General features: G+C 66.5%; 12 protein-coding genes. 4 read left to right on the forward strand and 8 right to left on the reverse strand.

What is annotated here, in order from left to right:
* Positions 1–20: 20 nt before the first annotated feature.
* Positions 21–2,030, reverse strand: coding sequence for a DUF1800 domain-containing protein (locus tag ACSQ3Q_RS01865; protein WP_436132744.1), 2,010 nt, complete (start codon positions 2,028–2,030; stop codon positions 21–23).
* 359 nt (positions 2,031–2,389) lie between these two features.
* Between ACSQ3Q_RS01865 and ACSQ3Q_RS01870 the strand changes: the two genes are divergently transcribed.
* Both ACSQ3Q_RS01870 and ACSQ3Q_RS01875 read left to right on the forward strand, forming a co-directional pair.
* Entirely contained in the window at positions 2,390–2,608 is a 219-nt protein-coding gene (locus tag ACSQ3Q_RS01870; RefSeq protein WP_226446469.1) for a CsbD family protein, read from the forward strand.
* An 82-nt stretch (positions 2,609–2,690) separates the two neighbouring features.
* Positions 2,691–3,272, forward strand: coding sequence for a hypothetical protein (locus ACSQ3Q_RS01875; RefSeq protein ID WP_436132745.1), 582 nt, complete (start codon positions 2,691–2,693; stop codon positions 3,270–3,272).
* Between the two features lie 188 nt (positions 3,273–3,460).
* Here ACSQ3Q_RS01875 and ACSQ3Q_RS01880 read toward each other — a convergent pair whose 3' ends face one another.
* Both ACSQ3Q_RS01880 and creD read right to left on the reverse strand, forming a co-directional pair.
* Positions 3,461–3,838, reverse strand: a complete 378-nt coding sequence (locus ACSQ3Q_RS01880) for a hypothetical protein (protein ID WP_436132746.1) — start codon at positions 3,836–3,838, stop codon at positions 3,461–3,463.
* Positions 3,835–5,337, reverse strand: coding sequence for a cell envelope integrity protein CreD (creD, locus tag ACSQ3Q_RS01885; protein WP_436132747.1), 1,503 nt, complete (start codon positions 5,335–5,337; stop codon positions 3,835–3,837). Before creD ends, ACSQ3Q_RS01880 begins: the two co-directional genes overlap by 4 nt.
* Before the next feature lie 237 nt (positions 5,338–5,574).
* On the opposite strand from creD, the gene ACSQ3Q_RS01890 reads away from it, so the two are divergent.
* Complete coding sequence (locus tag ACSQ3Q_RS01890) at positions 5,575–5,949, forward strand: phosphopantetheine adenylyltransferase (RefSeq protein WP_436132748.1); 375 nt, start codon at positions 5,575–5,577, stop codon at positions 5,947–5,949.
* A gap of 57 nt (positions 5,950–6,006) precedes the next feature.
* On the opposite strand, the gene creC is transcribed toward ACSQ3Q_RS01890, so the two are convergent.
* The 5 genes from creC to ACSQ3Q_RS01915 form a co-directional block, all read right to left on the reverse strand.
* Positions 6,007–7,494: a two-component system sensor histidine kinase CreC gene (gene creC / locus ACSQ3Q_RS01895; RefSeq protein ID WP_436132749.1), complete on the reverse strand. Its 1,488-nt coding sequence runs from the start codon at positions 7,492–7,494 to the stop codon at positions 6,007–6,009.
* A 79-nt stretch (positions 7,495–7,573) separates the two neighbouring features.
* Entirely contained in the window at positions 7,574–8,932 is a 1,359-nt protein-coding gene (locus tag ACSQ3Q_RS01900; protein ID WP_436132750.1) for a hypothetical protein, read from the reverse strand.
* Between the two features lie 123 nt (positions 8,933–9,055).
* Positions 9,056–9,751: a two-component system response regulator CreB gene (gene creB / locus ACSQ3Q_RS01905; RefSeq protein WP_436132751.1), complete on the reverse strand. Its 696-nt coding sequence runs from the start codon at positions 9,749–9,751 to the stop codon at positions 9,056–9,058.
* 148 nt (positions 9,752–9,899) lie between these two features.
* Entirely contained in the window at positions 9,900–10,535 is a 636-nt protein-coding gene (locus tag ACSQ3Q_RS01910) for a MarC family protein (protein ID WP_226446489.1), read from the reverse strand.
* A 166-nt stretch (positions 10,536–10,701) separates the two neighbouring features.
* The gene (locus tag ACSQ3Q_RS01915) at positions 10,702–11,457 is read right to left on the reverse strand and encodes an SDR family oxidoreductase (RefSeq protein WP_436132752.1); all 756 of its coding nucleotides are present in this window, start codon (positions 11,455–11,457) and stop codon (positions 10,702–10,704) included.
* 169 nt (positions 11,458–11,626) lie between these two features.
* Between ACSQ3Q_RS01915 and ACSQ3Q_RS01920 the strand changes: the two genes are divergently transcribed.
* Entirely contained in the window at positions 11,627–12,316 is a 690-nt protein-coding gene (locus ACSQ3Q_RS01920) for a dienelactone hydrolase family protein (protein WP_436132753.1), read from the forward strand.
* Positions 12,317–12,429 lie beyond the last annotated feature (113 nt).

Consider the following 12,429-nt stretch of genomic DNA (forward strand, 5'->3'; position numbering starts at 1 on the left):
GAATCTCTGTGCTGTCGGGCTTACTTTTGGACGAGGTACTCGGCGGACGCCATCACCAGGAAGATGGCCGCGGCCACGCGGTCGAGCTTGGCGTTCTCGGTGCTCGCTGCCGTGATGTTGGTGGCCTTGAGCGCATCGGTGATGAGCTTCACCGTCGCCGCGGACAGCTGCCCTGCGCACATCAGAAGGTTGATGCGCGCCACCAGCGCGTCGGGATCAGTGACAAGGGCCAGCTCGCTGACGTACGACGGCTTGATGTCATACCCGTTGCCGGCGGTGCTGGCGTTTTGTGGCACCTCGGGTGCATTCACAAAGATGCCGTTGCGGATGACACCCTGCATGTAGTTCAAGTAGCCGCCCACGCTGCTTTCATTGACCAGCTGGAACTCCGGCGCCACCGCGCCGCTGGACGCCAGCGCGGTCGAGGGGGGCACGTAACCGGGCCGGAAGAAGTTGAACACCGACGGGGACCGCAGGGGGCTCTGGCTCAGGCGCGAGCCGGGGTCGCTCAGATTGCCGATCTTCCAGCTGCCTTGCGCGGAGTTCAGGCCGAAGGTGCGGCCCCACTGCACGTAGCGAAGCATGGGCTCGCGCAGCTTGCCAAAGCCGGGCTGCGTAAGGCCTGCCGGGGAGCGCGCTTCGTCGTCCAGAAGAATGGCCTTAACCACGGCGCGCAGGTCACCCCGGACACCGACCCCGTTGTTGTTGAATGCCCCGGCCACGCGGGAGACATAGGCGGGTGATGGGTTGCTCGTGACCAGGCGCTGGATGAGCTGCTTGCCGATGAAGGGGCCAACGTTGGGGTGATTGAAGATCGTGTCGAGCGCCGTCTTGAGCGCAGCAGCGCCCGGAGTGCTCGCCGCAATGGTCGTACCTAGGAAGGTCACCGCCAGCGTGGAGTGGCGCGATTCGGTCAGCGCCATGGGGAGCCGGGCGAATGTCGTGCTGGGCACAACGCGGCTTGTCCCTGGCACCGTGGTGGGTGCGTTCTGTGACTGGTCGTAGTCGTAGCCTGTGAACACCCGTGCCAGGTTGGTGACGTCGCTTTGCGAGTAGCTGTCGATGGCCTTGCCGGCGCCATCGCGCTGGGCAGTGCCATCCTGGTTGAGCTGCGACAGCCCGATGGACATGAGCTGCAAGACCTCGCGCGCATAGTTCTCGTCGGGGAGGCGGCCCGTGGCTGGGTTTTCCTTCTGGTTGCCGCGTGTGTTGAGGTAGTACCCCATGGCCGGGTTGAGCGTCACGTCTTCCAGCACCTTGCGGTAGTTCCCGAAGGCGTTACCCACCAGTTGATCCCAATAGTGCGCCATGCCGTGGCTGCGCCAGTTGAAGTCAAGCCCCGAGAGCGACACCACACAGATCTCGGACAGCGCCAGCGCTACGCGCTTGCGCAACCCGTCGGGTGACTTCATGAGCTGGTACCAGATCATGTAGTCGCCTTGATAGCTGTTGTCGTAGTAGGACGTGTCGTTGCTGATGTTGGCGTAGCCGCGCTGGTTCAGCCAATCCCATCCCGTGATGCCGGTGCCGGCGTTGAACTGGCTCTCCAGCCACTCCGAATAGGTGGTGGAGCGCAACGCCGCGATGTCGGAGGGCGTGGCCGAGAACTGAGCATGCAGCAGGAATCGGGCAGCCTCCGCATCGGTCGTGGCTGCCGGGTGCGCGTAGTTGCCCAGGGTGGGGGTTGCGGGTGACGGCGCGGGTGCCGGCGAAGGGCCTGGGGCGGGGGTGCCAGGGGATGGGGCCGCAGCGGGCGGCGCGGGCGTGGGCGAAGGTGCGGGAGCTGTGCCCCCAGGAGCGGGCGCGGGGGAGGGCGTGGGGCTTGGCGACGGTGCCGGAGTGGCGCCGGTGTCGGTATCTCCACCGCCGCCACCGCAGGCTGCCAGGGCCGCCGCCGCAAACAGCGCGCTCAACAGGGGCGCGGGGGCGCTTCCTGGGGGCGAGCCAAGCGCCTCCACAGTGGGCGATGCGCTGGTTTCGTCCTCTGCGGCAACCATGGTTGCCTGAGGCTCCTCGTGTGTGTATTGCATGGGGTTTCTGTATGTAACGCGCGCCACTGAGGGGCGCTGAGATGAACTAGAGCACACCGTGGACCGGCTGAGGAATACAAGCGTTACCAAACGAAACTTGCTGCTGGGAGGGAGTCGCGTGTAACAAAGAGCTAATGAGGGCAATTTGCAACACTTTGTGGCCGCCAACGTGGCCCCGGCGCTAGTCAGCTTTTCCCAGTTTGTCTGTCAGCCACAGTAGTCCTGAACTGACGCGCGCAGCACGGCATGGACTACGGGTGGCGCGCCAATTCATTTCTAGAGTCAACCCCATCGCATCAAGCACAGGTTCCACGCATTCCGGGTGGATGGCTGACGCGACATCTTTCGAGGATGACGCCATGAATGAAGACACCGTCAAAGGCAACTGGAAGCAGTTCAAGGGAAAAATGGTCGAGCAGTGGGGCAAGCTCACGAACGACGACTTTGATGTCATCGACGGCAAACGCGAACAGTTCCTTGGCAAGCTGCAGGAGCGCCAGGGCATTGCCCGCGACGCCGCCGAGAAGCAGCTCAGCGACTGGCAGGCCCGCCACCCCGACTTCCGCTTCAACGACTGAAGGCCCTGCGCGCTTCCGGGCGCGCAGCTTCTAACCCGTTCCCCCCATTCCAATTCTTATCAAAGCACCGAGGAGAAAAACCATGAAATTCACACGCACTCTGATCGCTTCTGTGGCCGCCGCCCTGATGGCCACGTCCGCCTTCGCCCTGACCGACGCCGAGTTCAAGACCGGCAAGGAACGCATCTCTGCCGACTACAAGGCCGCCAAGCAAAAGTGCGATGGCCTGAAGGACAACGCCAAGGACATCTGCCAGAAGGAAGCCAAGGGCGCCGAAAAGGTTGCCAAGGCTGAACTCGACGCGCAGCACAAGCCCAGCGCCAAGGCCACCCACAAGGTCGCTGACGCCCGCGCCGACGCCACCTACGACGTCGCCAAGGAAAAGTGCGACGACCTCAAGGGCAATGAGAAGGATGTTTGCGTGAAGGATGCCAAGGCAGCCCACGTGAAGGCCAAGGAAGACGCCAAAGTCGCCGCAGTCCAGGCCAAGCCCAACGACAACGCTGCCGACAAGAACGCTGCCGTGGCAGATGCCAAGAAGGACGCCAACGCCGAGAAGAACGACGCTGCGTACAAGGCTGCCAAGGAACGCTGCGATGCGATGTCGGGCGATGCCAAGTCCAAGTGTGTGGACGACATGAAGCGCGCCTACAACAAGAGCTGATCGTGACGCCTGGGCCGCAAGCCCATGCTGACACCGAGCCCCGCCCTGAGCGGGGCTTTTTTATTGGGACGGGGGATGTCGGCGGGGTTAGAGCCCTGCGTGGCTTTGCTATGAATCTAATAGCTATGACTGCATTCTGAATCACCGCAAGGGCCAGTTTTTGATCAAATTCCAGTCCCTGGCCTTGTTCAGTGCCGCGCGCCGCGCGGTAGCAGCAGCCCTGCCATGCGCCAGGACAAGTCCCGCAGCGCGCGGCGCAGGGCCGGTGAATCCGCAGCGCCGACCGCGCCGGTCAAACTGGGCGTGGGCGGGGGGCTGAACGCCGCCAGCAGCACCTCCTGCTTGGCACACAGCAGTGCGCACCGGTCCTGCGCGCGCAGGGCGGCCATCAGCTGGTCGCGGTGGCGCTGCACGCGCGCGGCCTCGGCTTGCGTGAGAGCTGGCGACGGGGCCGCAGCGCCCGCGCCCAGATCGGCGCCACTGCCGGCCAGATGCTGCGCCCACAGCGACACGGCCGAAGCGTTTCCTGCCCACGGCGCGGAGCCGGGCGCGGGTTGCGTGCTCATGCGCCCTCCGTGCGGGGTGTGGCGGACGGCGCGCGTGGCAGCGGGGGCGAAGCCGGAGGCGTGGTCGGCGGTGGTGCCGTGGGGCGCGCAGGCGGTGGGGTGGGGCGGCCTGGGGTGCTGCCACCTTGCGTCAGCCCGTACCAGTTCACCTTGCGCGTGAGCACCATCACCGCGGCCAGCACCAGGAAGAGCGCGATGGCGCCCACGGCCAGCGCGGTCTGCTCCAGCTGCAGCAGCACGTACAGCAGCCCATACAGCAGCGCGGTGCCGGCCCCGAGCGGTAGGCCACGCGCCAGGCTGCCCAGCATGTGGCTGGCGTAGTAGGCCAGCAGCAGCACGCAAGCCGTGGCCGCCACCGCATACGAAATGCCGAACGGCAGGTGCTCCGACAGGCTCACCAGCAGCAGGAAGAAGCTGCACAGCGCGCTGCCCACCAGCAGGTACTGCACCGGGTGCACGCGCAGCTTCTTCATGAGCTCGAACAGGCCCACGGCCACGAAGGTGAGGGCAATGAACAGCACACCGTATTTGGTCGCGCGGTCGCTCAGCGAGTAGGGGTTGACCGGGTCGACGAACGCCACGCTGAAGCTGTCCGCGCAGTCGCCCTGCGCCGTGCTGTCCGCGCCGTACTCGTTGCCTGGCATGCCGCTGTCCGCGCGGGCCACACACACGGGCTTGCCGTTGGCGATGTCGGCCTGTGCCGTGGTGGCCAGCGACGACAGGCGCCACTGGGCCGAAAAGCCGGTGTTCTTGACCTCGCGCTCCGACGGGAGAAAACGCCCCGCAAACGACGGATGGGGCCAGCTGCTGGTCATCAGCACCTCGGTGTTGCCGCCCAGCGGCACGATGGCCAGTCGCTCGGTGCCCACCAGTTCCAGGTCCAGCGTCGCGGTCAGCCCGTCGGCCTTGCCGCGCACCGATTCGGGCAGCGCGGCATGCAGGCCGCGGGTGTATGTGGGGTGAAAGGTGCCGGGCTTGAGGGCCAGCGCCTGGCTTTCCATCGTGAGCTGCGCGGTGCGGATCCCGCGGGCATCGCCCACGGCCATCATCACGATGGGTACGCCGCAGTGCATGCGCGAATTTTTCACGCTGCTTTGCGGCACCAGGCTGGCCAGCGAACCCCATTGCGCCGTGACCTGGGTCTTCAAATTGAAGGTGTTCACCTTGTGCAGCCCGCGTGCACGTTCTTCCATCGCCGCGCCGGTGTTGAGCTTGAGCTGCTCGGGCATGGCCGTGAGCAAAAACTCGCGCCGCTGCTCCACCATGCGGCGCTCGTCGCCCTTGCCAGTCTCGACCTCCCAGGTTTCCACGCAGGCGCTGTGGATCAGGGGGCCCATCAGCGTCTGCGGCCCGGCCAGGCTGTCGGCCACGCTCTGCGCAGTGAGGCTGCGGTAGCGCAGGCGGTCGCGCACCACGCTTTCAATCATGGAAAGGCCAAAAAGCAGCAGCAAGGCGATGGCAGCGAGCGCAGCCAGTTTGGTGAACAAGGGGTGTTTCAAGGGGTCCTCCGCAAGTGAATGTGCAGGGGAGTGTTGGGCGCGGTTGTGAGCAGGCCATGAAGTTTGTGAGGCCAGTGTGAAGTTGCTGCCCGGTGAAGAACGGGTGGTGGTCCGATGCCCAGATCCATGCGTTGCGCGCCGTCCATGACCTCCGAGGTCATCGACGGCAGGCCGGTGCGGCCCTACAAACGAGTCCTTGGCCTGCTCAGCAGGCGCTCTGTTTCGAAAGGTGTGTGCATGCGCTGGATCGTCCCTGGGGTTCTGGTTTTGGTGGCTGTGATCCATGCCCTGCCGCTGGCAGGCGTGCTCGGTGCGGGGAAGTTGCTGCAGCTGTATGGCGTGCCGGTACCCGACCCCAACACCGAGTTGCTGCTGCGCCACCGCGCGGTGCTGTTTGGCCTGCTGGCGGCGCTGCTGGGCTATGCCGCTTTCCGCCCGGACTTGCACCGGCTCGCGCTGGTGGCGGGCCTCGCCAGCGTGGTGTCATACCTCGGTCTGTGGGCTGCCATGGCCGGGACCAATGCGGCGCTGGCCGTGGTGGCGCGGGTGGACGGGGTTGCGCTGGTGCTGCTGTTGGTGGCGGGCGCCGTGCACCTGAAAGGCGTGCGCTAGATCTCCCAGAGAAACTGTGATTGATATCGCCGCGAGACCGCGAACAGGTGCGATGGCTCAGCCCAGCGCCCCCCGGGGCGCAAACTCCAGCACCACCCGCAGGCCCGGCGTGGTGTTGTGCACCAGCATCTGCCCGCCATGCAGCGCCATCACGCGCCGCACGATGGCCAGGCCCAGTCCCGATCCGCTGCGCTCCCCACCCGGTCGCGCGGTGGTGAAAAAACGCTCGCCCAGGCGCGGCAGCGCGTAGTCGGGCACGCCCGGGCCGCTGTCCTGCACGGCGACGGTGCTGCCCTCCACCTGCACCACCACGGCGCTGCCCTCCGGCGCGAAGTCAATCGCGTTGTCCAGCAGGTTGGTCAGCGCCAGCGTCACGAGCTCGGCCTCCCACGGGCCGCTGCCACCGGTGCTGCCAGACAGGGCCAGCGTGATGCCGCGCTGCGCTGCGCGGCCGCGCGTCTGGCCAATGGCGGCCTCGGCGCAGTCGTGCAGCGCCACGGGCGCGCGGCCTTCGGCGTGGTGGCGCTGCTCCAGTTTGGACAGCTCCAGCAGCCGGTCGATGATGCGCTGCAGGCGCTCGCTTTGCAGCACCACCTGGGTCGCAAACTCGGCGCGGTCGGCGGCGGGCAGGTCGTCCTGCAACAGCTCGCCCGCACCGCGGATGGCGGCTACCGGGCTTTTGAGCTCATGCGTCAACGCGCGCACATAGCCTTCGATGTAGTCATGCCCCTCCAGCCGGGCGCGCATGCGGTCCATCGCACGGGCCAGGTCGCCCAGTTCGCCCGGCACCTGGGGCACGGCCAGCGCGGCGGTCGGCGGTGCGTCCGGGTCGTGGCGCTCGCCATCGGCCGGGCCCTGCACGCTCAAAGCGTAGTCGCGCAGGCGGCGCACGTTCCATACCATCCACAGCGTCACCGCCACACCCACCGCGGCCGACAGCGCCAGCAGCAGCAGGCCGCCCATGAACACCTTGCGCTCGGCGCGGTCGATAAAACGCTGCACCGTGCGCGTGGGCTTGGCCACAGTGAGCACGCCCGCGATCTCGCCCTTCACATAGATGGGGGCCGCCACGTGCATCACCCCGGTGGTGTCGTCGCTGTCCACGTCGCGCGTGGAGCGGGCGCCGTACTCGCCGCGCAGCGTGCGCGCCACGTCGCGCCACTGCGAATAGTCGGCACCGATGGCGCGATTTTCCGAATCGAAAAGCACCCGCCCCTGGCGGTCGGTGACGTAGATGCGGTAGTCGAGCGACTGCTTGGAAAACCCCCAGATCGCCGCATCGATGGGCCGCGTGGCGTAGCGGCGCACATGCTGCGCAAATGGGCTGGCGCTGCCGTTGTTATTGGCCGCGCTGGCCGCTAGCCGCCCCGTGGCCAAGTCGTCACTGGCCAGCTCGGCCAGGATGTTGGCCGTGTCCACCATCATGTCTTCCATCACCTCGCGCACGCTGGGCTTGATCTCGGCCATGAACACGCGCAGCACAAAGAACGCGGCGATGCCGTTGATCAGAAAAAACGCGAAGAGCAGGCGGATGCCAAGGCGCATGGGTCAGCGGAGCCCTTCAGTAAAAACAATAGCTGCTAACAATTGCTGGTCGAACGCAGAAGGCCTTTTCAAGCCCATATCAACCTCGCACGCGAATGCGGTAGACCGGGGACTGGTCAGGGTTTTGGTTCTGTTTCTCGCGCCCTTCAAACATGAGGCTGTTGGTGGCCGCGTCCCATTGCATCGGCTGCAGGGTGTAGGGATTGCACAGCTCCTGGGGTGACTGCGCCAGCCAAGCGGGCATGTTCGCCAGTGCGATCCGTTGAGCAGTTGCACGGTGTTGCAAGAGGACCAGGCGACGATAGCCATCGATGTCTGCAATCCGCCGGACATATCCCTGATAGCTGGGGATACCGACAGCCGCCACGCAAATGCCTGCCGCGTTGCGCAAACGCTTCCAAGGCGAACAAGCCTCGCCTTCGTCCCAGTGCCGCATTGCAGCAGAAAACGCAGTCTCCAGCTGGTGCGCGGGCAGGCTGCTGATGGCTTGAATCTGCTGGAGATATCCGAGAGACAGATTGAGAGTTTGTCTGGGGAGAAAGGCCCAATTGCAAGCTCTGTGGAAGGTTCGCTGCCACCATGCGGGGTGCTCATCCCAGGGCGCGGCGAACAAGCCAGCGTCTTTCACTGAATAGAGGACACTCGCGACGTAGTGCTTTTCGCCTTCCAGAGCCTGGTGTAAGGAGCTCGGCGGTGTAGAGAGCAGTTCGTCGACTTCTTTGGATACTGCCACCGATGTCTGCGGCTCTATGCGTGCACTTGCGTCGCTGAGCCAGTGCAGCCCGCGGTACTGCATGGCCAGCGCAATCATGGAAGCAATCAAGCTGTTGGAGCTGCTTGCGACGCGGCTGCGCAGTTGAGCGGCCTGGCGGGCTATGTCCATGGCCTGCTGCGGCCGCCCGCGCATCCACTCCAGCGCGGCCTGGGCCAGCCAGAGTTCATGGGCGCGCACCAGGAGCCCATAGGGTGGAAATTCGGCCAGCAGGTAAAAAGGTGCGGGGTTGCTGAACTGCGGAGCACTGGCCGCTGCAGCCAGCCGTTGCAGCAGGGCCTGGTGCGTCTTCGCCAAGGCCTGTATTTCATCGCCATGCTTCACAAACCAGGCAAAACAATCCGGTTCTCCGACTGGGCAGCGCAGTCGATCCGGAAGTACGTCACCAGTCGCAGTCTCGCTTGCAATGGACGGAGGCATCCCTTCCTGCCCGTCGCCATGGGCCTCCACCCAGCGCCTGCGCTCGACTTCGCGCGCCAGGCGCTTGCGGCCCAGTGTCACAGCATCGCCGATAGCATCGCCCTCAGCCGGCGCGTCCAGCCCCATCAGGATCAGATAGCCGTTGCCCTGCAGGGCCTGCTCGGTGGGCGGCTTGTACTGCAGGGCCTGCTGCGCTGGCTCACTCAAGGCGTCATCGTTCCAGTTGGCAACGATCAGTGCGGTCATCCCCACGCCGGCCAATGCCCCCAGGGCGACCGCCAGCCAGCCCAATACCTTGAGGCAAGCGCGCAAATGTTTCATAGAAATGATAGCTATCGAATCAGGTTGAGTAAGCGCCAGGGCCGATTCTCATGACACATCGAGGCAATACCCCATGCCCCGGTGCGTGCTGATGTACTCCCGCGCCGGGTCCACCTCGCGCAGCTTGGCGCGCAGGGTCTTGATGTGGGTGTCCACCGTGCGGTCGGTGCTTTCACTGTCGTCGCCCCAGGCGGCGGCCAGCAGCGCTTCGCGGGAATGGATGCGGCCCGCGCCGCGCAGCAGGCACGAAAGCAGCCGGTATTCGCGCCGGGTCAGCGCCAGCGGCTGGCCCCGCAGGCTGATGCGCTGGCCGGCCTCGTCGTCGTGGAACAGTGTGGCTGCCGAAGCGGCGGGTGCCGCCGCGTGGCCGTTGCCCGCCCGGCGCAGCAGCGCCTTCACGCGGGCGGCCAGTTCGCGAGGGCTGAAGGGCTTGGCCAGGTAGTCGTCCGCGCCCAGCTCCAGGCCCAGCACGCGGTCGATCTCCTCGCCGTGCGCGCTGAGCATCAGCACGGGCAGCGTGGCCGTGCGCGGAGCGTGGCGCAACTCGCGCAGCAGATCAAGGCCACTGCCGTCGGGCAGACCCACATCCAGCACCAGCAGGTCAAAGTGGTGCGAGGCCATCTGCTGGCGCGCGTCGTGCACCAGCAGGCTGTGCGTGACTTGCAGTCCATCGCGCTCCAGCGCATAGGCCACGGTGCGGGCGATAGCGGGGTCGTCTTCAAGCAGCAGAAGGCGCGCAGACATATCTCAGTCATCCCTTGCGCTAAGCGTCATCCGCAGCGCATGAAACTGGCACGGCCCAGGCGAGAGATGCCAAGCAAGGGCCGCCCCGCAGCGAGGGTGGCGTCCCCCTGGGGGGGAAGGCGCCGAAGGCGATTCAGGGGGGAACATCTCATCGTGCGATCAGGATAGGGAACAGCTTGCCCAGTCCATCGGCCATTACTTCCACCGCTAGCGCCGCCAGGATCAGCCCCATCAGCCGGGTCATCACGTTGATGCCCGTCTTGCCCAGCACGCGCGCAATCGGATCGGCCAGGGCAAAACATACGGCGGTGGCCAGGGCGATGACCACGCCGTAGCCCACCAGCGCCAGCGTCTGCCACACGCCCTGCGCGCGGTCGGCATAGATCACCACGGTGGACATGCTGGCCGGCCCGGTGAGCAGCGGGATGGTGAGCGGCACCACGGCAATGCTGCTGCCGGCGGCGGCTTTTTCGGCGCCTTCTTCGTACTCGTTGGTGGTGGGCTTGGCCTCGGCGGGCTGGGCGTTGAGCATGTTCATCGCGCTGATGAGCAGCAGCATGCCGCCGCCTACCTGAAAGCTCTGCAGCGAGATGTTGAAGAAATCCAGGATCTGCAGGCCCAGCAGCGCGCAGGCGGCGATGACGCAGAACACGCTGAAGCTGGCGACCTGGATGGTGCGGCGCCGCTGCGGGTACGAGAACCCCTGCGTGTAGTGGATGAAGAAAGGGACGATGGCCAGCGGGTTGACGATGGCCAGCAGGGTGATGAGGGGTTTGAGGTCCATCAGGGCGCTCCGAAAGGCGAGGGACTAGGCGTGGGTCGACAGGGCTTGAGGCGGCGCGGCGAGAAGTCGGCGGCGCTCGGCTGTGCGCGAGTATGCGGTGTTTTCAGCGTGCTCCAGGCCCTCAATGCATGCTGCGCTGCAGCGCTTTGAGACTGCGCGGAAGGGGCTACCGCCCGCCCGACACATCCATCAGCGTTGCCGTGGTGTAGCTTGCGGCGGGCGACATCAGCCACACGATGGCCTCGGCCACCTCGTCGGCCGTGCCGCCGCGCAGCATGGGCACCTGGTGCGCCAGGTCGCGCACGCGGTCGGGCAGGCCGCCGCTGGCGTGGATGTCGGTCTCGATCAGGCCCGGGCGCACGGCGTTCACGCGGATGCCGTCGGCCGCCACTTCGCGCGCCAGGCCCAGCGTCATGGTGTCGATAGCGCCCTTGGCCGCCGCGTAGTCCACGTACTGCCCGGCCGCACCGAGCCGCGCCGCGGCGCTGGACACGTTGACGATGCTGCCGCCCGCGCCGCCATGGCGTGTGCCCATGCGCAGCACGGCCTCGCGGGCGCAGATGAAGCTGCCGATCACGTTGATGTCGAACATGCGTTTGAGCCGCGCGACTCCCATCGCCTCCACCCGCGCGGGCACGTCCACCACGCCGGCGTTGTTGACCAGGGCCGAGAGGCGGCCGAGCTGCGCGTCCACAGCGGCAAACATGGCCAGCACCTGGGCTTCGTCGGCCACGTCGGCTTGCACGGCCATGGCGGTGCCGCCCGCCGCGGTGATGGAGGCGACCACGGCGTGGGCAGCGTCTTTGTCGTGCGCGTAGTTGACGGCCACGGCCCAGCCCTGGCGCGCCGCGAGCCTTGCCGTGGCCGCGCCGATGCCGCGCGAGCCTCCGGTGATCAATGCGATGCGTGGCGTGTCGGTCATGGCAGGGCTCCTCACCAAAAGGCCCGCATTTGAACAGACCTGCGCGCAGCGGCCAGAATGGCGCGCTAGCCCGGCGCAGTGTTGGGGGGAGGGTGCTGCAACCGCAGCGTTCCCTGCCGCCCCCGGCCCGGTCCTTTCCAACAGTTCAACGCAGCAAGGAGTCAAAACCATGGGTCAATTTGTCCATCTGACATCAAGCGATGGTCTCGCCGTGCCCGCCTGGGTGGCGCAGCCCGATGCCGCGCCGCGCGGCGCGATCGTGGTGCTGCAGGAAATTTTTGGCGTGAACTCGCACATCCGCGCAGTGGCCGACCGGTTTGCCGCGCGCGGCTACCTGGCCGTCGCACCGTCCACCTTCCACCGCGTGCAGCAGGACGTGGACATGGGCTACACCGGCGACGACATGAAGGCCGGCATGGGCCTGAAGGCCGCGGTCGAGGCCCTGCCCGCGCCGGGCGTGATGCCCGACATCCAGGCCGCCATCGACTACGCCGCCGAGCAGAGCGGCCGCAAGGTCGGCATCGTGGGCTTTTGCTGGGGCGGCCTGTTGACCTGGCGCGCGGCCTGCACGCTCAGCGGGCTGTCGGCGGCCGTGCCTTACTACGGCGGCGGCATGACCTCTGCGGACGAGGCGGCGCGCCACCCGCAGGTGCCGGTGCTGGCGCATTTTGGGCAGCGCGACCACTACATCCCGCTCGACACCGTGCAGGCATTTGCCCGCGCCCATCCCGAGGTCGAGGTCCACATCTACGACGCCGACCACGGCTTCAACTGCGACCAGCGCGGCAGCTACGACGAGCCCTCGGCCATGGCTGCGCGGGACCGGACGCTGGCGTTCTTTGACAAACACCTCGCCTGAAATTGAATCCCCCCTGAGTCGCCTGCGGCGCCTTCCCCCAAAGGGGGACGACGCCCTCGCTGCGGGGCGGCCCTTGCTCGGCGTCTCTCGCGAGGTCTCGCCCATTGCAGGCG

Origin of the sequence: Acidovorax sp. LjRoot129 (genome assembly GCF_964253765.1) — a bacterium.
Classification (GTDB): Bacteria; Pseudomonadota; Gammaproteobacteria; order Burkholderiales; family Burkholderiaceae_C; genus Acidovorax.